General features: G+C 74.7%; 21 protein-coding genes and 1 tRNA gene. 8 read left to right on the top strand and 14 right to left on the bottom strand.

Features of this window, described 5'->3' with window-relative positions; translation table 11 throughout:
- The first annotated feature begins 3 nt into the window (after nt 1–3).
- Nucleotides 4–1452, top strand: coding sequence for an ATP-binding protein (locus AC1WTP_RS29960; RefSeq protein WP_481652598.1), 1449 nt, complete (start codon nt 4–6; stop codon nt 1450–1452).
- A gap of 77 nt (nt 1453–1529) precedes the next feature.
- Nucleotides 1530–2414, top strand: coding sequence for a Gmad2 immunoglobulin-like domain-containing protein (locus tag AC1WTP_RS29955; RefSeq protein WP_481652597.1), 885 nt, complete (start codon nt 1530–1532; stop codon nt 2412–2414).
- A gap of 33 nt (nt 2415–2447) precedes the next feature.
- Here AC1WTP_RS29955 and AC1WTP_RS29950 read toward each other — a convergent pair whose 3' ends face one another.
- The 4 genes from AC1WTP_RS29950 to AC1WTP_RS29935 form a co-directional block, all read right to left on the bottom strand.
- Nucleotides 2448–2825: a nuclear transport factor 2 family protein gene (locus AC1WTP_RS29950; protein ID WP_481652596.1), complete on the bottom strand. Its 378-nt coding sequence runs from the start codon at nt 2823–2825 to the stop codon at nt 2448–2450.
- A 101-nt stretch (nt 2826–2926) separates the two neighbouring features.
- A complete protein-coding gene (locus AC1WTP_RS29945; RefSeq protein ID WP_481652595.1) occupies nt 2927–4126 on the bottom strand; it encodes an RtcB family protein in 1200 nt (399 codons plus the stop codon).
- Nucleotides 4127–4278: 152 nt separating this feature from the next.
- A tRNA-Gly gene (locus tag AC1WTP_RS29940) sits at nt 4279–4352 on the bottom strand.
- Nucleotides 4353–4715: 363 nt separating this feature from the next.
- Complete coding sequence (locus AC1WTP_RS29935; RefSeq protein ID WP_481652594.1) at nt 4716–6701, bottom strand: GTP-binding protein; 1986 nt, start codon at nt 6699–6701, stop codon at nt 4716–4718.
- A 159-nt stretch (nt 6702–6860) separates the two neighbouring features.
- On the opposite strand from AC1WTP_RS29935, the gene AC1WTP_RS29930 reads away from it, so the two are divergent.
- Together AC1WTP_RS29930 and AC1WTP_RS29925 are read left to right on the top strand one after the other, a co-directional pair.
- Nucleotides 6861–8084: a spore photoproduct lyase family protein gene (locus AC1WTP_RS29930; protein ID WP_481652593.1), complete on the top strand. Its 1224-nt coding sequence runs from the start codon at nt 6861–6863 to the stop codon at nt 8082–8084.
- Nucleotides 8085–8110: 26 nt separating this feature from the next.
- A complete protein-coding gene (locus tag AC1WTP_RS29925; protein ID WP_481652592.1) occupies nt 8111–8905 on the top strand; it encodes an alpha/beta hydrolase in 795 nt (264 codons plus the stop codon).
- Nucleotides 8906–8915: 10 nt separating this feature from the next.
- On the opposite strand, the gene AC1WTP_RS29920 is transcribed toward AC1WTP_RS29925, so the two are convergent.
- The 4 genes from AC1WTP_RS29920 to AC1WTP_RS29905 all read right to left on the bottom strand — a co-directional run bounded on the left by AC1WTP_RS29920 (nt 8916) and on the right by AC1WTP_RS29905 (nt 11685).
- Entirely contained in the window at nt 8916–9422 is a 507-nt protein-coding gene (locus tag AC1WTP_RS29920) for a DinB family protein (RefSeq protein WP_481652591.1), read from the bottom strand.
- A gap of 80 nt (nt 9423–9502) precedes the next feature.
- Entirely contained in the window at nt 9503–10330 is an 828-nt protein-coding gene (locus tag AC1WTP_RS29915; RefSeq protein ID WP_481652590.1) for a M15 family metallopeptidase, read from the bottom strand.
- Nucleotides 10331–10401: 71 nt separating this feature from the next.
- Nucleotides 10402–11412 carry an acetylxylan esterase gene (locus AC1WTP_RS29910; protein WP_481652589.1) on the bottom strand — a complete coding sequence of 337 codons (1011 nt, stop codon included), beginning with the start codon at nt 11410–11412 and terminating at the stop codon, nt 10402–10404.
- A 3-nt stretch (nt 11413–11415) separates the two neighbouring features.
- Nucleotides 11416–11685 (bottom strand): fibronectin type III-like domain-contianing protein, encoded by a 270-nt coding sequence (locus AC1WTP_RS29905; protein WP_481652588.1) that lies wholly within the window; start codon nt 11683–11685, stop codon nt 11416–11418.
- Nucleotides 11686–11907: 222 nt separating this feature from the next.
- Here AC1WTP_RS29905 and AC1WTP_RS29900 point away from each other — a divergent pair, with 222 nt between their 5' ends.
- Nucleotides 11908–12945, top strand: a complete 1038-nt coding sequence (locus tag AC1WTP_RS29900) for a LacI family DNA-binding transcriptional regulator (RefSeq protein ID WP_481652587.1) — start codon at nt 11908–11910, stop codon at nt 12943–12945.
- Nucleotides 12946–13054: 109 nt separating this feature from the next.
- Here AC1WTP_RS29900 and AC1WTP_RS29895 read toward each other — a convergent pair whose 3' ends face one another.
- Nucleotides 13055–13798, bottom strand: coding sequence for a peptidylprolyl isomerase (locus AC1WTP_RS29895; RefSeq protein ID WP_481652617.1), 744 nt, complete (start codon nt 13796–13798; stop codon nt 13055–13057).
- A gap of 201 nt (nt 13799–13999) precedes the next feature.
- Nucleotides 14000–15238, bottom strand: a complete 1239-nt coding sequence (locus tag AC1WTP_RS29890) for a D-alanyl-D-alanine carboxypeptidase family protein (protein ID WP_481652586.1) — start codon at nt 15236–15238, stop codon at nt 14000–14002.
- 211 nt (nt 15239–15449) lie between these two features.
- Between AC1WTP_RS29890 and AC1WTP_RS29885 the strand changes: the two genes are divergently transcribed.
- Entirely contained in the window at nt 15450–16178 is a 729-nt protein-coding gene (locus AC1WTP_RS29885; protein WP_481652585.1) for a class I SAM-dependent methyltransferase, read from the top strand.
- Nucleotides 16179–16239: 61 nt separating this feature from the next.
- On the opposite strand, the gene AC1WTP_RS29880 is transcribed toward AC1WTP_RS29885, so the two are convergent.
- Entirely contained in the window at nt 16240–16965 is a 726-nt protein-coding gene (locus AC1WTP_RS29880) for a MerR family transcriptional regulator (RefSeq protein ID WP_481652584.1), read from the bottom strand.
- A 175-nt stretch (nt 16966–17140) separates the two neighbouring features.
- On the opposite strand from AC1WTP_RS29880, the gene AC1WTP_RS29875 reads away from it, so the two are divergent.
- A complete protein-coding gene (locus AC1WTP_RS29875; protein WP_481652583.1) occupies nt 17141–19414 on the top strand; it encodes an ATP-binding cassette domain-containing protein in 2274 nt (757 codons plus the stop codon).
- A gap of 124 nt (nt 19415–19538) precedes the next feature.
- On the opposite strand, the gene AC1WTP_RS29870 is transcribed toward AC1WTP_RS29875, so the two are convergent.
- The 3 genes from AC1WTP_RS29870 to AC1WTP_RS29860 form a co-directional block, all read right to left on the bottom strand.
- Entirely contained in the window at nt 19539–19778 is a 240-nt protein-coding gene (locus AC1WTP_RS29870; protein WP_481652582.1) for a hypothetical protein, read from the bottom strand.
- A 108-nt stretch (nt 19779–19886) separates the two neighbouring features.
- Nucleotides 19887–20309: a protein-tyrosine phosphatase family protein gene (locus tag AC1WTP_RS29865; protein ID WP_481652581.1), complete on the bottom strand. Its 423-nt coding sequence runs from the start codon at nt 20307–20309 to the stop codon at nt 19887–19889.
- A 241-nt stretch (nt 20310–20550) separates the two neighbouring features.
- Nucleotides 20551–21102: a DUF6194 family protein gene (locus AC1WTP_RS29860; RefSeq protein WP_481652580.1), complete on the bottom strand. Its 552-nt coding sequence runs from the start codon at nt 21100–21102 to the stop codon at nt 20551–20553.
- 112 nt (nt 21103–21214) lie between these two features.
- Between AC1WTP_RS29860 and AC1WTP_RS29855 the strand changes: the two genes are divergently transcribed.
- Nucleotides 21215–21967 (top strand): TioE family transcriptional regulator, encoded by a 753-nt coding sequence (locus AC1WTP_RS29855; RefSeq protein ID WP_481652579.1) that lies wholly within the window; start codon nt 21215–21217, stop codon nt 21965–21967.
- Nucleotides 21968–22293 lie beyond the last annotated feature (326 nt).

The following is a 22293-nucleotide window of genomic DNA, read 5'->3' as shown; positions in this document are numbered from 1 at the left end:
CCGATGGCCGCCGACGCCGTCGCACCGGGCCGCCTGCGACGCCGGCTGATGATCGCGTTCGTGCTGGTCGCCGGGGTCTCCGCCGGGGTGCTCGCCGGCGGGTCCTACCTGCTGCTGCGCCAGGCCCGCTTCGACGGGTCGCTGCACCAGGCCGCCGCCGACGCCCGCTACCAGCTGGTGCTCGCCGGGCAGTTCCTGCCGCTGACCGACCAACGCCGCGCCGACCTGCTGGCCAGCTTCGAGGGCAGCGGCCGGCACGTGGTGCTGGTCGCCGGCGAGCCGCAGCCGTCCAACCCCGGGTACGCGCCGGAGCTGGGCACGCAGCTGCGGGCCACGGTCGCGGCCGGCCAGCTCGGCTACGAACGCTCCGCGCCCGGCGCCCGCCCCCGGCTGCTGGTGGTGGGCGGCCGGATCCCCGGTTCGACCGCCGAGCTGTACGTGGTCACCGTCGAGGACGCCGTGGTGGCCGACCTCGACCAGCTCCGCACCGCGCTGCTGGCCGGCTGGGTGCTGGTGGTGCTGCTCGCCGCCGGGGTCGGGCACAGCCTGGCCCGCCGGACGCTGGAACCGGTGGGTCGGGCCAGCCGGGCCGCCCGGGCCATCACCGAGGGGCTGCTCGCCACCCGGCTGCCGGTACGCGGCCGCGACGAGTTCAGCGCCTGGGCCGCCTCGTTCAACGAGATGGCCGAGGCGCTGGAGTCGAAGATCGACGCGTTGTCCCACGCCCAGGCCCGGGAGCGGCGGTTCACCGCCGACGTCGCGCACGAGCTGCGTACCCCGGTCACCGCCCTGGTGGCCGCGGCGTCGCTGCTGCGCGACCACCTCGACCAACTGCCCGGCGACGCCCGCCGCGCCGCCGAGCTGCTGGTCACCGACGTGGTACGGCTGCGCCGCCTGGTGGAGGACCTGATGGAGATCTCCCGGCTCGACGCCGGCCAGGAGGCGGTGGCCGTCCGCCCGGTCGACGCGCCCGCCCTGCTCGACGCCATCGTCGCCGCCCGCGGCTGGCAGGACCTTGTCACCGTCACCGCCGCACCGGTCGAGCTGCACACCGACCCGCGCCGGCTGGAGCGGGTGCTGGCCAACCTGATCGCCAACGCGGTCGAACACGGCGGCGGCGAGATCCGCGCCGCCGTTCGGCCGGCCGGGCCGCTGGTCGTCTTCGACGTCACCGACCAGGGGCCGGGTATCCCCGCCGAACACCTGCCGCGGCTGTTCGACCGCTTCTACAAGGTCGACCCGGCCCGCTCCGGCCGGGGCAGCGGACTCGGGCTGGCCATCGCCCGGGAGAACGCCCGGCTGCTCGGCGGGCGGCTGCGGGTACGGAGCGAACCCGGCACCGGCACCCGGTTCCGGCTGGAACTGCCCGCCACCCGGCCGGAACCGCCAGACTCCGCGGCAACGGCCGAGGCCCTCCCCCGCCCGGCGCCACAGCCGGACGGTGCCCGATGACCCGCCACCCCGGCCGCCTGCCGACGACCGGCCCACCGTCCAGGTCACCGCGGTGCCGGCACCCGGCCGGACGGTCGGTGACCCGCCGCGCGGCAACGCTGGCCACCGTGCTGATCCTGGCGGCCGGCTGCGCCGACCCCCGCGGTGGCTCACTCGGCCCGGCGCCCACCGCGGCGTCGCCGGCCACCACCGCGCCCACCGCCCCGACGCCGCCCACCCCGGCGGAGACCGGCCCGCCGCCGGCCACGCCGGCGACCCGCACCCCACCGGCGACCACCGGCACCCCGCCGCGCCCGGACACCCTCACCCTCGAGCTGTGGTACGTCCGCGACGGGCGGATCACGCCGACCCGGCGCACCCGGCCGGCGACCGTGACCACCTCCCGGCTGGCCCTGACCGAACTGGCCGCCGGGCCCACCGCGGCGGAGGCAGCCACCGGCATGAGCACCCTGCTCCCGGCCGGCACCGAGGTCACCCGGATCGCCGACGGCGTCGCCACCCTCGGCCCGCTGCCCACCACCTCCCCCGCGTCGGACCGGCGACTGCGCGAGGCACAGGTCGTCTACACCCTCACTCAGTTCGCCACCGTGCGGCGGATCCGGTTCGGCGCCGGCACCCCGGTCGACCGCGGCGACTACGCCGACCTGCTCCCGCCGATCGTGGTGACCAGCCCCACCGTCGGCCAGCGGGTCACCTCCCCGGTCACCGTCACCGGGACCGCCGACGTGTTCGAGGCGACGGTCAGCGTCCGGATCCTCGACGCCGCCGGCCGGGAAATCGCCACCACCTTCACCACCGCCACCTGCGGCACCGGCTGCCGCGGTGACTACCGGGTCGGCCTCCGCTACCGGCTCACCCGGGAACAGCCCGGCACCGTCGAGGTGTACGAGGTCTCCCCCGCCGACGGCTCCCGCAGCAAGCTGGTCGCCGTCCCGGTCACCCTCGCCGCCACCGGCCGCTGACCGCCCCGCTCCTCGGGAGCCGGAGGCGCCCGGTCAGTAGCGTTCCACCAGGTGGGCGCGGCTGGCCGGAAGCTCGTACGACTCGGGCCAGAAGTCGGTGATCCGGGTGATCCGGCCGTCGTCGCCGAGATCGAAGAAGCACAGACCGGGCTGGGTGCCTTCGGCGCCGGTGAACTCGATCCAGCTCACGGCTTGCCGGTGCTCGCCGACGATCCGCCGCACCGTGATGTGCCAGTCGTAGGGGAAACCCTCCACGTTGAACCGGATGTAGGCGTCCCGGCCACGGACCTGCTCCCTGGTCTGCGGGCCGCGGTAGATCACGTCGTCGGCGAGCAGGGCGCCAAAGGCATCCCAGTCCCGGGCCTCCGCGGCGGCCCAGTAGGCCGCGACCACCTCGTGCGCGCTGGTCATGCCGGCAGGGTACTAGGGCGAGGAAATCCCCCGGGGGCCCGCGGTGGCCGTGACCGGGGCGTGCGGACCGGCGCCCGACCCCCCTGGCGCCGGTCCGCGGTTCATCCCTTCACGCAGACCACCTGCTTGAGGTGGGCGACCACCTCGACCAGGTCCTCCTGCTGCGCCATCACCTCGGTGATGTCCTTGTACGCGCCGGGGATCTCGTCGACCACCCCGGCGTCCTTGCGGCACTCCACCCCGGCGGTCTGCGCCGCCAGGTCGGCCGTGCTGAAGGTCCGCTTGGCCTGGGCCCGCGACATCCGCCGCCCGGCCCCGTGCGAGGCCGAGCAGTACGATTCCGGGTTGCCCTTGCCGCGCACGATGTACGACCCGGTGCCCATCGACCCCGGGATGATCCCCAGGTCCCCCCGACCGGCCCGGATCGCGCCCTTGCGGGTCACCAGCACGTCCACCCCGCCGTAGCTCTCCTCCGCCACGTAGTTGTGGTGGCACGAGGTCGGCTCGTCGTAGCCGACCTGCGGGAACTGCTCCCGCACCACCTGGCAGAGCAGGGCGAGCATCATGGCCCGGTTGCGCCGCGCGTACTCCTGCGCCCAGAACAGGTCCCGGCGGTAGGCCGTCATCTCCGGCGTGTCGGCGAGGAAGACCGCGAGGTCCCGGTCGGGCAGATCGGCGTTGTGCGGCAGCCCGCGGGCCACCGAGATGTGCCGCTCGGCCAGCTCCTTGCCGATGTTGCGGGACCCGGAGTGCAGCATCAGCCAGACCCGCCCGGCGTCGGCGCCACCCTGCTCGAGGCAGACCTCGATGAAGTGGTTGCCGCCGCCGAGCGTGCCCAGCTGCCGCTGGGCGCGGGTCTCCAGCTGCGCCACCCGCCGGTCGAGGTCGGCGAACCGCCGCCAGAAGGCGTCCCAGCCGCCCTGCTCCAGGCCGGGGACCCGGCGCGGGTCGACCGCGGTCTCCCGCTGGGCGAACCCGACCGGGATGGTCGCCTCGATGGCCGAGCGCAGCCCGGCCAGGTCGTCGGGCAGGTCGGCCGCGGTGAGCGAGGTACGCACTGCGGACATGCCACAGCCGATGTCCACCCCGACCGCGGCCGGCGAGACGGCCTGCCGCATCGCGATGACCGAGCCGACGGTGGCGCCCTTGCCGAAGTGCACGTCCGGCATGACCGCGACACCCTCGACCCACGGGAGCGCGCCGATGTTGCGCAGCTGCCGCGCGGCCTGCGGCTCGATGCCGTACGGGTCGGTCCAGACCCGGACCGGCGCGCGGGTGCCCGCGAGCGGGGTGAATACCATCGTCGTCTCCTCGTTCGTCGGCTGGTCGCCGCCGTCCTCGGCGGAACCGGGATGATCGTGGACCGCCCGGGAATCGAACCCGGCGGGAGTGGCGTGCAAGGCCTCTCTGCGCCCAGCGCGCAGTCCGTGCCGGGCGTGCTGCCCGGTGGTCGAGCGGTTGGCCGGATTCGAACCGGCGATCTTCACCGTGGCGAGGTGACGCGCTGCCAGACTGCGCTACAACCGCGGGTTGGTACGGGACGCCTGCGCCAACGGCCCGTCCGGGACGGGTCCGCTGCCCGTCCCGCCGTCCGGGGAGACGAAAAAGCCGCCCTTTCCCCGGCGGGGTGGGCGGCTGCGCGTATGCGCCGGCGCTAGTCGCGCCACCACCCCGCTCGCCGGCCCTGCTCGGCTCGGCACAGAACCCGGGCCGGTTCGCCCGCGGGCCGCAGGGCACCGCCACGCGGCGTGAGCCACCTGGCGTTGGTGCGGTTGCGCTGCGACACGGCGTGCTCCAAAGGGGATCCGCTCGGTTGACCTTGCGACGACGACGTTAGCGAGGCCCGGCCGGACACGGCAATCGATATTCCCCGGCCGGCCGGGCCGGTCACTACCCCTCGCCGCGCCCGGCGACCCGGCGGACGACCGCCAGCAGGTACTTCCGGCGGTCCGTCGGGTCGTGGTCCCAGCGTTCCCGCACCGGCGCCGCGCCGCGTACCGGGCGGTGGTGGTCGAAGGCGGACTCCAGCAGCCCCTCGCCGCGGGTCAGCGCCGGCAGCCGCTGCTCCAGCGCGTGCACCCGCCCGGCGGGGATGTCCCCCGTCACCACGTACGCCGCGCCGTCGGCCGTGGTCCGCCGGGGCACCGCGTCCAGCCCGGCCAGCACCGGCAGCACCACGCCGAGCACGTCGGCCGGTACCTCCAGGCGGAACCGGTGCATCGGTTCCGCCACCCGGGTGCCGGCCTGCCGCAGCGCCGCCATCAGCACCAGCGGGGTGAGGTTGCGGAAGTCCCCCGCGGTGCTGGACATGCTCTTGTCGAAGGTGCCGTGCGAATGGCTCTGCCGGGCCCAGTAGCCGGCGTGGGTCATGGTGACCTCGCAGTCGACGACCTGCCACCCGTGCGGGCCCTGGCGCAGCGTCTCGTGCACGGTCTCCTCGACCGCGGCGAAGAACGCCGTGGGCATGGAGCCGAGTTCCACGGCGAGCCGGAACGTGGTCCCGCTGCCGGGTGGCCCGGGCGCGACCCGCAGCCCGACCGTGGCGAGGAAGGGGTTGGGGGGCACGCCGATGAACTCGACCGCCGCGCCGATCCCGACCACCCGTTCCACGTGGACGGTGGTGGTCTCCCAGAAGGTGACCCGCACGCCGTGATCGTCGGCGAGCACGGCCTGGATGACCTCCTTCTGCACCTCGCCGTAGAGCGACACGGAGATCTCCCGCCGGGTCGGGTCCTGCCGGACGTTGATCAGCGGGTCCTGCTCGGCGAGGTGGGTGAGCGCCGCGTGCAGCGCCGCCCGATCGCCGGCCCGCTCCGGCACGACGACGGTCTCCAGGGAGGGCGGGGCGAAGTGCCGGCGCCCGCCCGGCGGCGTCGCGCCGACCGGGTCGCCGACCCGGGCGTGGTCGAGGCCGCGCAGGATGGCGATTCGGCCCGCGCCGACCGCGTCGGCGCGGACCGCGGCTCCCTGGTCGAAGAGTTCGATCCCGGTCACCTTCGCGCGGTCGCCCCCACCCACGGGCACCCGGTCGCGGGCGCGCACCGTCCCGCCGAAGAGCCGCACGTAGGCGAGCTTCTCGCCGGCCGGGCCACGGTCGATCTTGAAGACCGTGCCGGAGACCGGCCCGTCGGTATCACCGCGGGTCGCCGGCAGCAGCTCGGTCAGGCCGGCGATCAGCGCGCCGACGCCGGCGCCGGTCACCGCGGACCCGGCGAGCACCGGGTGGACCAGCGCACGGCGGCTCTGCGCCCCGAGCACCGTCCGCAGTCGCGGACCGGTCACCGCCGTCTCGTCCGCGACGTACGCGGCCAGCAGCGCCTCGTCGTGCGCGGTGAGCACGTCGAGCAGCCGGCCGGTGTGGGCCGGGTCGGCGTCGGCGTACGGGACGAACCGGGCCGCCGGTGTGCCGGGCTGGTCGACGGCGCCCAGCGGCACGACGGCGGCGCAGAGCCGGCCGGCGATGTCCCGCAGCGTGCGGTCGGGGTCGGCGCCGGCCCGGTCGATCTTGTTGAGGAAGATCAGGGTGGGCAGCCGCAGGCGTTGGAGGGTCCGCATCAGCACCCGGGTCTGCGCCTGTACGCCCTCGACGGCGGAGACCACCAGCACGGCGCCGTCGAGCACGCCGAGCGCCCGCTCCACCTCGGCGATGAAGTCCGGGTGGCCGGGCGTGTCGATCAGGTTGACCGTCACGTCGCCGATCACGAACGACACGACCGCGGAGCGGATGGTGATGCCCCGCTGCCGCTCCAGCGGCATCGAGTCGGTACGGGTGGTGCCCTGGTCCACGCTGCCGGGCTCGTCGATCACGCCGACGGCGTGCAGCAGTCGTTCGGTCAGGCTGGTCTTTCCGGCGTCAACATGCGCCAGGATCCCCACGTTCAGCGTCTTGACGCAGCGTCATGTCCTTCGGGTCGAGAACGAATCCGAGCTGGTTGGACATGAACGTCGCGCGCATTCCGGGCACCCCTCTGGTCGTCGGCCGTCGTGGGCAGTGCACCAGCGGACCGGCCGGCCGGGCAACCGATTAACCCGGACGTGCGATCGGCGGGCGAGCGGGTACCCCGCCGGGATGAGGCCGGACACGAGGCGGTGGACGTCGACGAGCCGCTCGCCGTGGACGTACCCCCCGCGCCGCACGACGCCAGCGGGGAGCGGGTGCCGATCCGGCACCTGGCCGGGCTGGCGCCGGTGGCCCGCCCGGCGCGGCGCTGGACGCCCCGGCGGGTGGTCGCCACCCCGGCGGCGCTGGACCAGCCGCACGGACGGCGGATCGTCGACCGGCTGGCGGCGCTGGGCATCGAGGTCGAGCGGCTGCGCGCCAACCGGCTGACCGGGATCCGCGGCGACACCGAGCGGGAGACCTACGCCCGGGCGAAGTCGACCCTGGCGATCGTGGTGAGCCCGCCGTCGCGGCGGAAGCTGCAACCGATCGCGCCGAGCGCGGACTGGCGGTTCGACCTGGCCGAGGGCTGCCCGGCGCACTGCCAGTACTGCTACCTGGCCGGCTCGCTCTCCGGTCCCCCGGTGACCCGGGTCTACGCCGACCTGGACGAGATCCTGACCGGGCTGGCCGGCTACGCCGGGCAGGGGACGGTGACCAGCCGCAACCCGCGGCGGGCCGGGGAGGGCACCACGTTCGAGGCGTCCTGCTACACCGACCCGCTCGCCCTGGAGCACCTGACCGGCAGCTGGCGGCGCGCGGTGGAGCACTTCGCCGGCTGGGACGCCCCGGTCCAGCTGCGCTGGACCACCAAGTACGCCGACGTGGACAGCTTCGTCGGGCTGCCGCACGCCGGCCGCACCCGGGTCCGGTTCAGCGTCAACTGCCGGCCGGTGAGCGAGCGGATGGAGGGCGGCACGGCCCGGGTTCCGGACCGGCTGGCCGCGCTGCGCCGGCTCGCCCTGGACGGCTACCCGGTCGGGCTGACCATCGCCCCGATCATGCCGCTGCCCGACTGGCGGGCGCACTACGGCGAACTGCTCGGCGCGGTCGCGGCGGCGGTCGACGGGGTGCCGGAGCTGGACCTGACCGCCGAACTGATCACGCACCGGTTCACCCCCGGCAGCAAGGAGGTGCTGCTCGGCTGGTACCCGCGCACCAAGCTGGAGATGGACGAGGCGCTGCGCAGCCGCCGGCACGGCCGGTTCGGCGCGGTGAAGTACGTCTACCCGCGCGACACGATGACCGCGCTGCGCTCCTGGTTCGAGCGCGAGCTGGCCGAGCGGCTGCCGGCCTGCCGGATCCTCTACTGGACCTGATCCCCCGTCGGCTACGGTCGATCACCGTGGCCCTGACGCGTGTCGACTTCTACTCCGAGGTGCTCACCCTCAGCACCTCGATGACGGTGATCCTGCCGCAGCGGACCTCGTCGCAGATCGGCATGTCCGGTGGCGCCACCGCCGGCGACCCGCCGGTGCTGTACCTGCTGCACGGCCTGACCGACGACGACACCATCTGGCTGCGCCGCACCTCGATCGAGCGGTACGTCGCCCCGCTCGGCCTCGCGGTGGTGATGCCCCAGGTGTCCCGGAGTTTCTACACCGACGAGGAGCACGGCAACCGGTACTGGACGTTCCTCAGCGCCGAGCTGCCGCAGCTGTGTTCGTCGTTCTTCCGGCTGTCGCAGCGGCGGGAGGACACCTTCGTCGCCGGGCTGTCGATGGGCGGCTACGGCGCGGTGAAGTGGGCGCTGCGCGAGCCGGGCCGGTTCGCCGCGGCGGCCAGCCTCTCCGGCGCGCTGAACGTGGCCGCCCGGCGGCACCACCCGACCAGCCCGGTCGACCCGGCGGTGTGGCACACCGTGTTCGGCGAGCGCCCGGTGACCGGCACCGAGGACGACGCGGTCGCCCTGCTGGACCGGTACGGCGACGGCGGCGCCGAAGCGCCCGCGCTCTACGTCGCCTGCGGCACCGAGGACTTCCTGTACGAGGACAACATCCACTTCGTCGAGACGGCCCGGCGGCGCGGCGTCCCGCTCACCGTGGACTTCTCCCCCGGCACGCACGACTGGGCGTACTGGGACGCGAAGATCCAGGACGTGCTGGCCTGGCTGCCGCTGCCGCAACGCCTTCCGCAGTGACCGGGCGCGGTCAGGCGCCGACGGTGCCGTCGATGCCCTCGCGGAGGAAGTCGGCGTGCCCGTTGTGCCGGGCGTACTCGTGGATCAGGTGCAGCATCACCAGCCGCAGCGACACGGTCTCGTCCCAGCGGGCGCTGTAGGCGGTCACGTCGAGCGACTCCGCCTCCCGCTCGATCCGGCGGGCGTGCTCCACCTCCCGCTGCCAGGCGTCGAACGCCTCGGCGCGGGTGGACCCGGCGGGGTCGTACGCCTCCTGGTAGTCGCCGGAGTCCGACCAGACCAGCGGGACGTCCTCGCCGTTGACGACCCGGCGGAACCAGGCCCGCTCCACCTCGGCCATGTGCCGCACCAGCCCGAGCAGGGACAGCGTCGACGGCGGCATGGACCGCAGCCGCAGCTGCTCGTCTGAGAGCCCGTCGCACTTCATGGCCAGGGTCGCCCGGTGGTAGTCGAGGAAGGCGCGGAGCATGGTGCGCTCGTCCCCGGTGACCGGTGGGCCGATCCGTTCGGTGGTCACGCCGCCTCCCCTCGTCCGGCGGCGACCCCGCCGGTCCAGGCTGATCATGCCCACCGGCGACGGGCCGGCCGCCGTGGGGGTCAGCCGACCGAGGCGCGGGCCACCGGCGCGTCGAAGTAGGTGTCCGGGTGGGGCTCGTCGCGGTAGCGGTAGTGCCACCACTCACGGTCGTAGTTGACGAAGCCGGCGTCGGTCATCAGCCGCTTCAGCAGCCGCCGGTTCTCCCGGGCCGCGCCGGTGACCCGGGAGGCGTCGGTGTGCGCGAGCGGGTCGAAGCAGTCGAACCCGGTGCCCATGTCGATGCTGTTGTCGGCGAACCGCTGGGCCCGGGGCGCGGTGCAGGAGACCAGCGGCTGGCCCGGGACGTACGGCGGCTGGCTGGGCGCCGGTTGGTCGACCAGGGTCACGTCGAGGGTGCTGCCCCGGCTGTGCGCGGTGGGCGCCCCGATGTAGCCCTGGTCGAACAGCGCCGACTTCGCCACCCGCGGGTAGAACTCGCCCTTCATCTGCTGCTCGTCCGGCCGCTTCGCCCAGCCGACGAAGTCGTCGGCGGCCGGCTCGGGGCGGTAGCAGTCGTACACCTTGAGGCTGTGCCCGCCGGCCAGCGCGGCGTCCTGGACCCGGCGCAGCGCCCCCGCCGCCGGCCGGGTGAGCAGGCAGAGCGGCTCCCGGTAGCCGGCGATCGGCCGGCCGACGAAGTTGTGCGCGGTGGCGTACCGGATGTCGGTCAGGATGCGCGGGTCGACGTCGGAGAGCACCACGAAGCCCGGCAGCCGCGCCGCTCCGGTCGTCGCCGGCGGAGCGGTCGTCGCCGGCGGGCTGGTCGCAGCCGGCGGGGTGGTCGTCGCGGCCCGGTCCGGTGCCGGCCGGTCGCAGCCGGCGCCGAGCGCCGCAAGCGCCGCGGCCACCGCGGCCACCACGACCGCCCGCGGCCGCCGTCCGGCCGGCGGCGGCGTCCGGCCGACCCTGCCTGATCCGCTCACACCTCCTGTCTATCAGGCCGCGCGACGACGGGATCCCGGTCCGGCGAGAGGTGCCCGCGCAGGAACAGCAGCGCGGCCTCGTCGTCGTCGATGCCACCGGCCTCGTGGCCGTTGTACCGCCAGACCGACAGCTCCACCGGCCCCCGGTAGGCGTTGACCGCCGCGAAGACGGTCGACGGCGGCACGATGTCGTCCATCAGCGCGACGGAGAAGCGGGCCGGCACGCCGGCCCGGCGGGCGAAGTTGACGCCGTCGACGTAGCCGAGGGTGGCCAGCACCCGTTCCTCCGCCTGCCGGTGGATGGCCAGGTAGTCGCGGATCTCCCGGTAGGGGCGGGCGTCGGTGACCACCACGGCGTGCGGGATGTCGCACAGGAACGGCACACCGGCCACCAGGGCGGCCAGGTCGGGCACCAGGGCGGCGACGGCGAGCGCGACGCCACCGCCCTGGCTGTGCCCGAGCACGGCGACCCGCGCCGGGTCGACCGCCGGCAGGGTCCGGGCGGCGTCGACCGCGCGCACCCCGTCGGTGATCAGCCGGCGGTAGTAGTACGTCCGCGGGTCCTCGATCCCCCGGGTGGTCACCCCGGGCGCCTCCGGGCCGGCGGCGGCGGGATCCGGGGTGTCCCCCCGGCTCCAGCCCGACCCCTGCCCCCGGGTGTCCATCTGCAGGTGCGCGAAGCCGGCCGCCGCCCACAGCAGGTTCTCCAGCGGGTGCCCCCGGCCGCCGCCGTAGCCGGCGTACTGCACCACGGTGGGCAGCGGCCCCCGGGCGTCGCGGGGCAGCCGGAGCCAGGCCCGCACCGGCTGCCCCGCGTAGCCGGGGAAGGTCACGTCGAGGACGTCGACCGTGGCCAGGCCGGTGGTCACCGGCGCGGTCCGCACCGGCCACCCGCAGCCCCGGGCTTCGGCGAGGGTGTCGGCCCAGAACCGGTCGAAGTCCCCCGGCGTCCGCACCTCGCCGCGGTACGCCCGCAGTTGCTCCTCGGGCAGGTCGGTGAAGACCATCGGCTACCGCTGGGCGGCGAGCGGCGCCACGGTGAACCGGGGGTGCAGCCGCCGGGTGTGGTCGACCGCGCGGACCGGGCCACGCAGGGTGACCGCCGCCACCAGCCGGTGGTCGGTGCTGGAGGCGGCGAGCCGCAGCTCCAGGTCACCCGGCTCGACGATGCGCCGCCCGTCGCGTCCGGTGAAGGCGAACAGGTCGGCGGGCACGGTCAGCTCGACCCGGCACGCCGCGCCCGGCTCCAACGGCACCCGGTCCGCCCTTGGTGAGGGCACGTGACATCCTTTCGAAGCTCTGGGGACAGACGCCCGTAGATTCGAGCGGCCGAAAGGGCCCGATAAACTTCCGGAAGATTCCCGCAACTTGAGGGAACGCTAGAGCCGACCTGCCGTGTCGTCAACCCCCGTCCGTGGGGCAAGATGACCGTGGGGCGGACATGCCGTTCCGGGACTTTCGGTGGCGACGCTCGGTCGCGCCGGTCGGTGAAGGAGACGCGGGTGGACGCGGACGACGGACGCAGGGTGACCATCACCGCCATCGCGCGGGAGGCCGGGGTCTCCGTGCCGACCGTGTCACGGGTGCTCAACGGGCGCTCCGACGTCGCCCCGGACACCCGGGAGCGGGTCGAGGAGCTGCTGCGCCACCACGGCTACCGGCGCCGCGGCAGCCGGACGGTGCGCCGCGCCGGCCTGGTCGACCTGGTCTTCAACGACCTCGACAGCCCCTGGGCCGTGGAGATCATCCGAGGGGTGGAGGACGTCGGGCACGGCGCCGGAGTGGGCACGGTCGTCTCCGCGATACACCGCCAGCCCACGGCGGCCCGGCAGTGGCTGCAGAACCTGCGGACCCGGGCCACCGACGGCGTCATCTTCGTGACCTCGCACCTGAGCCCGCCGCTGCACGCGCAACTGCGCCGGCTCAACGTGCCCGTGGTGGTGGTCGACCCGGCCGGCGTGCCGGCCGGCGAGGTGCCGACGATCGGCGCCACCAACTGGGCGGGCGGGATCGCCGCGACCGAACACCTGCTCTCGCTGGGACACCGCCGGATCGGCTTCGTGGCCGGGCCCACCCAGCTGCTGTGCAGCCGCGCCCGGCTGGACGGTTACCGGGCCGCGCTGGAGGCCGCCGGGGTGCCGGTGGACGACCGGCTGGTGCAACCGGGCGACTTCTACCACGCCTCCGGCTTCGCCGCCGGGACGGCGCTGCTCGACCTCGACGAGCCGCCGACGGCCATCTTCGCGGCCAGCGACCAGATGGCGTTCGGCGTCTACGAGGCGGTGCGCCGCCGGGGCCTGCGGGTCGCCGACGACGTCAGCGTGGTCGGCTTCGACGACCTGCCGGAGGCCCGGTGGGCGTCACCGCCGCTGACCACCGTCCGGCAGCCGCTGGTGGAGATGGGCCGGCTGGCCGCCCGCACCGTCCTGCGGTTGGCGCAGGGCGAGGCGATCGACTCCCCCCGGGTGGAACTCGCCACCGACCTGGTGGTGCGGGACAGCTCCGCCGCGCTGCCGGCCCGGTCGACCGGGCGGCCGTGACGGCCACACCTTTCTCGGCCGGCCGGTGGGTCCACTTCCGGTGACGATCCGATAGTTGCGGCCCGTCCGCCGTCCCACCTCGGCGGGACGGCGGACGGGCCGTCGGCGGTCAGCGGTGGTGGTGCCGCACCGCCCGGCAGATCTCCACCGGCAGCGCGGGCGCGCCGTCCACCGGCGCCGGGTCCTCCGCGGTCGGGGCGATGCCGCCGGCCGCGATCCGGTCCAACGTGGCCAGACCGGCGGCGTCGATCGAGCCGAAGATCGTGTAGTTGGGGCGCAGCGCCGAGTCGGACTGGACCAGGAAGAACTGGCTGCCGTTGGTGTCCGGCCCGGCGTTGGCCATGGCCAGGGTGCCGCGGGCGTAGAGCCGCCGCACCCCGGTCGGGTCGGTCGGGGCCGGCGGCAGGTCGGTGGGCAGCTCGTCGAGGTACCGGTAGCCCGGGCCGCCCGAGCCGGTGCCGGACGGGTCGCCGCACTGCAGCACCTTCAACGTCGGGTACGCGGTCAGCCGGTGGCACGAGGTCCGGTCGTAGAAGCGGTGCCGCACCAGGTGCAGGAAGCTCTGCACGGTGCAGGGGGCGGCCGCCTGGTCGAGGGTCAGGCCGATCGGGCCCTGGTTGGTGCGCAGGGTGACCCGGACCGTGCCGCGGTCCGGGGTGCGCCGCGGGTCCGGCGGCAGCGGGACGGGCCGGGCGGCCGGCTCGTCCGGGGTCTCGGTGTACGCGCACGGTCCGGGGGTGGTCCGCGGCCGCTCTCCCCCGGCGGCGACAGCCGGCGCCGCGCCGCCCGGTCCGGTGGCGGGGGCGGCCACGGCGGCGGTGCCGCCGACGCCGACCAGCGCCCCGGCCAGCAGGGCCGCACCGGCGAGGCGGGCCAGCGTGCGGGACGGTCGGCCGGGGATCGCGGTGGCGGACGGGACAGGCTGCGGTTCGCTCGACACGGTGGATCCTCCTGGGACTCGTGGTGCCAGAAAGACCGCAGTCTATGGAGCTGGTTGGCGGTTGTCGATCCGTGACACACCGCCGCGGCCAGGCCTGGGCACCGCCGCCGGTGGTCAGCGGGCGCGGCGGCGGCCCGTCCGGCGGCGCCAGAGCAGCCCGCCCAGCAGCAGCGCTCCGCCCGCGGCGAGCGCGACGCTCCACCACCGACCCGCCGACCCCTGCCCGGCCGGCCCGCTCGCCGCGGCCGGGAGCGGGTCGCCGGTGGCCGGCGGGGCCGGCGACGGCGAGGCGTCCAGCTCACCCGGCTCGACCAGCCGGCCGACCGCCGCGTCGCGGGGCAGCGAGAAGCCCCAGTCGAGCAACGCCGCGCCCTGCTCCCAGCCCCGGGCCGGCCGTGGTTCCGCGCCGAGCAGGGTGGCCACCAGCCGCCGCCCGTCCCGCTGGGCCGCCCCGACGTACGTGTGCCGGGCCAGGTCGGTGAAGCCGGTCTTGCCGCCGAGCGCGCCGGGGTAACGGTAGATCAGCTGGTTCTCGTTCTGGATCTCGAAGCCCTTGGTGCGCTCCGCGGGCTGGGCCGGGATCCGGGTCCGCTCGGTCAGCGCGTACCGGCGGAAGGTGGCGTCGGCGAAGCAGGCCCGGGCGATCAGCGCCAGGTCGTACGCGCTGGTGAACTGGCCCTGGCCGTCCAGGCCGGACGGCGTCACCGCGTGCGTCTGGCGGGCGCCCAGCCGGTGCGCGTACTCGTTCATCGCGCGCACCCCGCCGGCCTGCCCGTCCGCGCCGCCGCCGAGGCGGGCCAGCACGTTGGCCGCCTCGTTGCCGGACTGCAGCAGCAGTCCCAGCCAGACCGTCTCGATCGGGTAGCGACCGCCCGCCACCAGGCCGACCGCGGACGAGCCCGGCTCGATGTCCATGTCCTCCTCGGTGACCGTGACGACCTGCGCCGGGTCGAGCCGGGGCAGCATGGTCGCCGCCAGCAGGAGCTTCTGCACGCTGGCCGGGGTGCCGTACTCGTGCGGCCCGCACCCGCCCAGCACCTGGCCGGTGTCCAGGTCGGCGACCAGCCACGAGGTGGCGGTGACCGCGGGCGGAGCGGCGACCCCGGCCGGGACGACCAGGCCGGCGGTGGCCAGCGCCGGGCCGCCCACCGCCCGATCCTCGGACACCGCCGGCGGCGGCGACGGCCGCGGCGGCCGGGACACCTTCGGCGCCGGCGCCCGCGGGCAGGGCTGCGCCGGCGCGCCGGCCACCGTCACCGGCGCCGGCGGGGCCGCGACGGCCACCGCCGGAGCGACCGCGCCGGCAGGCAGGAGTACGGCGGCCACAGTGGCCGCCAGCAGCCGAAACCTCATGCCCGTCACCCTAACGGGCGAGATCTTTTATCGGCGCCGGTTGCGGAGAGCCCCTGTGCCGGACGGCACCCCGGCCATCCACGACCCGCGTCGGCCGGCCGGGACGTCCGGCGGTCGGTTGGCTCACAAGCCGTTGCCTACCGCGGCCTCCACCGACTAGAACCGGGTGACGATCGCCCGGACCGGCCGGCGACGGTGGCGAGGTGATGGCGTGGCTCTGATCTCCTTCGACGACACCGACGCGGCCGCGTTCGCCGCCACCCGGGAACTGCCCCGCAGCGGACTGGACCGGTGGCGGCACGCGGTGGGGCAGCACCTTCGCCCCCGGCCCGGGATGTCCGTGCTCGACCTGGGCGCCGGCACCGGGGCGTGGGCGGCCGCCTTCACCGACTGGTTCGGCGTCCGCGTGGTGGGAGTGGAACCGGCCGAGGCGATGCGCTCCCGCACCACCCACCGCCCGCTGGTCGCCGGCGACGCGATCGCGCTGCCGGTGCGCGACGCCACGCTCGACGCCGCCTGGCTGTCCACGATGATCCACCACATCCCCGACCTGGACGCGGCGGCCCGGGAGCTGCGCCGCGTGCTCCGCCCGGGCGCGCCGGTGCTGATCCGCTCGCCGTTCCCCGGGCGGCACCAGCGGATCGCCCTGTTCCACTGGTTCCCCGAGGCCGTCCGGGTGCTGGAGCGCTACCCGGATCTGGCCCGGGTGCGCTCGGCGTTCGTGGCGGCCGGGTTCCCGGTGAGCAGCGTCGAACCGGTCGCCCAGACCACCGCCGCCTCACTGGCCCAGTACGCGCAACGCCTGGACCGCCGGGCGCACACCCCGCTCCAGCTGATCAGCGACGACGAGTACCGGGCCGGGGTGGCCCGGTTGCGCGCCGCGGCCCGGGACGACAGCGGCCCGGTCGTCGACCACCTGGACCTGCTCGTCCTGCGCTGAGCCCGGGCGACTGCGCGGCGCCGGCCGCTGGTCGTGCCGGAGGTTGTGCCACCCGGCCGGGTCAGCCGGCCAGTCCCCGGTGGCGCAGGTAGTCGTAGAGCGCCGCCGAGCCACGTAGCCGCCGCAGGCCGCGCCGGTGCAGGTCCTGCTCGCGGCGGGCCAGCTCGGCCCGGACCCGCTGCGGGCTGCCGGTGGTGCGCAGCTCGTCGAGCACCGCGGCGATGATGTCGAACGGGTAGGCGCCCCGGCGCAGCAGCGCGACCACCTGCGCCGCGCGCAGTTCGGCCTCGTCGTACACCCGGTAGCCGGTGCCGCGCTCGCGCACCGGCCGGAGCAGGCCCCGCCACTCCCACAGCCGCAGCTGCGAGGTCCGGACCCCGACCAGGTCGGCGACCACGCCGATGCGGACACCCGGCCGCGGCACCGCCAGGGCGGCGGGCGGGCTGCCCACCACGGTCTCGAACGCGCCGAGCACCCGCCGGATCTCGGCCCGCTCCCGGTCCAGCTCGGCATGCCCGGCGTCGAGCGCCGCCAGCGCCGTCGGCAGGTCACCGCGGTGCACCGCGGCCATGATCTCCCGGGTACGCACCCAGCCGTGCCCCTCGGCCAGCCGCCGGGCCACGTCGAGCGCCCGGGCGTGCGACGCGGTGAAGATCCGGTAGCCGGCCGGGGTGCGCTCGACCGGCGGCAGCACGCCGAGGTCGACGTAGTTGCGCACCTGCTGCACGGAGATGCCGGCGGTGGCGGCGAGGTCGACCGCCCGCAGTCGCCCGTCCCGCCCGTCCACGGGCCCACCCTACCGCTTAAACGTCGTTTGAGACTTTGCCGGCCTTTCCCCCGACCAGCGCGCTGAGTCTCGCGAAAAACCCTCCACTAGCACGTGAATGAGACAATTGAAGGCTGCCAGACCCGTGAAAGCCCGGGCGGGCTCCCGCCTGCCCACGATCTTGTGAAGGGTTCGCATGCCGCAGCCAGCACGCTCCCCCGCCGACAGCCACGACATGATCGAGGTACGCGGGGCCCGGGAGAACAATCTCGCCTCCATCTCGGTCGACATCCCGAAGCGCCGGCTGACCGTCTTCACCGGGGTCTCCGGGTCGGGGAAGTCCTCCCTGGTCTTCGGGACCATCGCCGCCGAGTCGCAGCGCCTGATCAACGAGACCTACAGCGCCTTCCTCCAGTCGTTCATGCCGAGCCTGAGCCGGCCGGACGTCGACTCGCTGCGCAACCTGACCCCGGCCATCGTGGTCGACCAGGAGCGGATGGGCGCCAACTCCCGCTCGACGGTCGGCACCGCGACCGACGCGTACGCGATGTTGCGGATCGTGTTCAGCCGGCTCGGCACCCCGCAGGTGGGCGGGGCCGGGGCGTTCAGCTTCAACCTGGCCGAGGGGATGTGCCCGACCTGCGAGGGCCTCGGCCGGATCTCCGACCTCGACGTGCACGAGATGGTCGACGTCGAGCGCTCGCTCAACGACGGCGCCATCAAGGTGCCCAACTTCGCCGTCGACTCGTGGTACTGGCAGACCATCGTCGGCTCCGGGCTGTTCGACCCGGACGCCAAGCTCCAGGACTACACCCCGCAGCAGTGGGAGGACTTCCTCCACAAGCCCGCCACCAAGATCAACATGGGCAGCAACAACTGGACGTACGAGGGCCTGGCCGTGAAGGTACGCCGGCTCTACCTGTCCAAGGACCGCGAGTCGATGCAGCCGCACATCCGCGCCTTCGTCGACCGGGCGGTCACCTTCACCACCTGCACCGCCTGCCGGGGCACCCGGCTCAACGAGGCGGCGCTCTCCTCCCGGATCGCCGGCCGCAACATCGCCGAGTGCTCGGCCATGCAGATCAGCGACCTGGCCGAGTTCGTCCGTGGCGTCGACGACCCGTCGGTCGCTCCACTGGTCGGCAACCTGCGCGACCTGCTCGACTCGCTGGTCGAGATCGGCCTGGGCTACCTCAGCCTGGACCGCGAGTCCGCCACCCTCTCCGGCGGCGAGGCGCAGCGGGTGAAGATGGTCCGGCACCTCGGCTCCAGCCTTTCCGACGTCACGTACGTCTTCGACGAACCGACCGTGGGCCTGCACCCGCACGACATCGCCCGGATGAACGGTCTGCTGCTGCGACTGCGGGACAAGGGCAACACCGTGCTGGTGGTCGAGCACAAGCCGGAGACCATCGCCATCGCCGACCACGTGGTCGACCTCGGGCCCGGCGCCGGAACGGCCGGTGGCCGGATCTGCTACACCGGGGACGTCGCCGGCCTGCGGCGCTCCGACACCCTCACCGGCCGGCACCTGGACCACCGGGTCCGGCTGCGCGAGCAGGTACGCCGGCCCAGCGGCCAGCTGCCGATCCGCAACGCCGACCTGCACAACCTGCACGACGTCAGCGTGGACATTCCGCTGGGCGTACTGACCGTGGTGACCGGGGTGGCCGGCTCGGGCAAGAGCTCGCTGATCCACGGGTCGCTGCACCGCCGCGCCGGCGTGGTGGTGGTCGACCAGGCGCCGATCCGCGGCTCCCGACGCAGCAACCCGGCCACCTACACCGGGCTGCTCGACCCGATCCGGACCGCGTTCGCCAAGGCCAACGGGGTGAAGGCGGCCCTGTTCAGCGCCAACTCCGAGGGCGCCTGCCCGACCTGCAAGGGGATCGGCCTGGTCTACACCGACCTGGCCATGATGGCCGGCGTGGCCACCGTGTGCGAGCAGTGCGAGGGCAAGCGCTTCACCCCCGAGGTGCTCACCTACCGACTACGCGGAAAGAACATCAGCGAGGTGCTCGCCATGTCGGTCACCGAGGCCCGGGAGTTCTTCCCCACCGGCCAGGCACGGGTGATCCTCGACCGGCTGCTCGACGTCGGGCTCGGCTACCTCAGCCTCGGCCAGCCGCTCACCACCCTCTCCGGAGGAGAGCGGCAACGGCTGAAGCTGGCCATCCACATGGCCGACAAGGCGAGCACCTACGTGCTCGACGAGCCCACCACCGGCCTGCACCTGGCCGATGTCGACCAGCTGCTCGCCCTGCTGGACCGGCTCGTCGACGCCGGCAACACGGTGATCGTCATTGAGCACCACCAGGCCGTGATGGCCCACGCCGACTGGCTGATCGACCTGGGGCCGGGCGCGGGGCACGACGGCGGCCGGATCGTCTTCACCGGCACGCCGGCCGACCTGGTCGCCCACGGCGACACGCTGACCGCCCAACACCTGCGGGAGTACGTCTCGGCGTGAGCCCGACGGCGGCGCGCTGGCCGGCCGACCGTGGGCCCGGAGGTCGCGCTGGCCGGCCGCGGTCCCGGAGGTTTCGCCGCTGGCCGACGTGGTCCCGGTGCCGGGCGCACCGGGACCGCGGTGGTCAGCGTCCGGACGCCGCAGTCGCCGCCGGGCCGGCCGTGGCGTCGAGATCCCGTAGCCAGCCGCGCAGCGGGCGCAGGGCCGCCACGACCGGCGTGAGCAGACCGACGGTGATCAGGAGCGCGTCGAGGAAGAGGACGGCGAGCACACTGAGCACGGCCAGCGACGCGACGGCCCGGGCGACGGACGGCACCCGCCGGGCCGGCCGGCGGTGCACGCCCTGGTAGCGGGGTGGTGCCATGGTGGTTCCTGCCTAGGTTGTCGGACGAGGTACCACTCGTACCCCGGCCGAACCGGGCGAACCCCGTTCATGACCAGCACCACAGACCTGGGCGGTTGACCGGCCGGTTCACCGCGACAGGCGGCGCAGCCAGCGCCGCTGCCAGGGCGTCTCCACCGCCCGCGGGCGGTAGTGCGCGCGTACCCACGGCACCGCCCGCTCGGCCGGCAGCCCGTCGAGGATCGCGAGCGCGGCGATGGCGGTGCCGGTCCGGCCCGTGCCGCCGCGGCAGGCCACCTCGACCCGCTCGCCGTCGTGCGCCCGGCGCAGCGCCTCCCGCAGCGCGTCGAGCGCGTCGGCCCGGTCGACCGGCACCCAGAAGTCGGGCCACCGGATCCACCGGTGCGGCCACCGCGGCGCCGGCCCGGCCGCCAGCAGCAGCGCGAAGTCGGCCGGCGGTACCGGGTCGCCGATGCGCCGCCCGCGCACCGTCACCCCGCTGGGCAGGACGACCACACCCGGCTGCTCCGACCACGCCAGCTCGACACCCATCCCGGCATTGTGCCCTTTCCCGCGCCCCGCCCCGGGCCCCGTTCGCCCTGGGCAGAGTCCGATCTCGCGGAGCCGGCGTAGACAGCGCCGCCCCCGGGCCACGTGGGCTCCGGGGGCGGCGCTGGGGTGTCGGTGTGCAGGTCGCCTCTCGGCGAGTGGCGCGACGCGGCTCCAGCCGGACGGTATTCCGCGAAGGCAGTAGTGGTGAGGCCCGGGGACACTGGTCACACCGACACCCCTCTCAACCTACCGACCGCGGTTCTTGTTCCCGCCGCGACGGCGCTTTCTGGTGTCGGGCGTGCGCCCGGCGGTGCGCGTGGGCGAGCAACCGATCTACCTCCGGCAGGTGCCGGGGGGTGGGGTTGAGGACGCACGCCCACCCGTGCAGGCCGTACGCGGGATGCGGCAGGATCTCGTCCACCTGGGTGAAGTCGATGCCCGCACGGTGGCCGGGGAACCCCGCGGGTGGGTAGCCGAACCGGCGCTGGAACTCCTCCCGGCCGAGTTCGACGTTCAGCCGGAAGACACCCGGCCGGTCGAGCCGGGAGTCCTCGTCGAAGCCGGGCGTGTCGTGGAAGACGATGATGGCGAACGGCCGCCGGCGGTCCGGCCCGACGAAGAAGAACCGGTCGCCCCAGTGCGTCTCGGGTACGCCGGACTCCTCGTCGGCCACCACCTCGGCGACGTCGGGCAGCGCGAGGATCCGCTCGGCCAGCTTCGCCGCCGTCGGGCCGGGCCGCATCCCGGGTCGGTCGGACGGCCAGCTCACCGAGGATCCCTCGCCAGATGTCATGACCTCTACCGTATCCTTGAACCAGCTTTTGAGAGTTGCACGTCATCCAGCGCAGGAGTTCCGGCTGAAGCCTCAAACCGCGGTACACGGCGAGGCGGGGGGTCACCGCCCGGTGGACCTCGCCCGGGAGCACGGCATCTCCACCCAGGCGGTCCGCAACTACGAGCGCGCCCGCGTCATCCCCGTGGCGCACCGGACGCCGAGCGGATACCGCCGGTACTCCGCCCGGCACGCCCGGGCGCTGCGCGCGTACCTCGCGCTCGTTCCGGCGCACGGCTACGCGGCGAGCGGCGAGATCATGCGCGCCGTCAACGGCGGCGACCTGGACACCGCCCTGCGCGTGATCGACCGGAGCCACGCCCAACTGCTGCGGGACCGGGAAACCCTCGACGGCGTCGAGGCGGCCGTCGGCATCCTCACCGAGCCGCCGGCCACGGACCGGCCCGACCGCCCGCTGACGGTCGGCGCCCTCGCCCACCGGCTCGGCGTGACGCCGGCGACCCTGCGAAAATGGGAGCGCGCCGGCATCCTCACCCCGCCGCGCGACCGCGCCACCCGCCACCGCCGGTACGACCCCGGCGACGTCCGGGACGCCGAGCTGGCCCACCTGCTCAGGCGGGGCGGCTACCTGCTGGAGCAGATCGCCGCCGTCATGCACCAGGTCCGCAACGCCAACGGCCCCGAGGCGCTGGCCGGGTCACTGGACGGCTGGCGGGCCCGGCTCGCCGGACGGGGACGCGCCATGCTGGTCGCCGCCGCCCGCCTCGCCGACTACCTGGACAGCCAGGACGACGCCGCCGCCTCCGAGGACACCGACGGCCGGCAACCGCGAGAGGCGACGGCTGGCTGGACCGGGACACCGTGACGGGCACCGACCGACCGACTGCCCGACATGCGCCGCTGGCCGGCACCCGGTGTGGTGCCGGCCAGCGGCGGTGGATGTGCTGCTGGCCGGCACCCGTGTCGTGCCGGCCAGCAGTCCCCCTGTCAGGAATGTCTGTCGGTCAGCTGTTCCAGTGCTGGTCAGCTGTTCCAGTGCGTGGCGACCAGGTCGGCGGCCTGCTGCTCCCACTGGGCGTAGTGGAACGGGTAGGCCGACACCTGCACGGTCTGCGCGGCCTTGGTCAGCGGCATGTCCTGCCACCCGTCGACCTGCTTCAGACCCTTCAGGAACGCCGTCGTCGAGTACTC

The sequence above is a fragment of the Micromonospora sp. R311 genome, from assembly GCF_056780015.1.
Note: the sequence above shows the minus strand (reverse complement) of the source record. Positions and strands in the feature narration are given on the sequence as shown.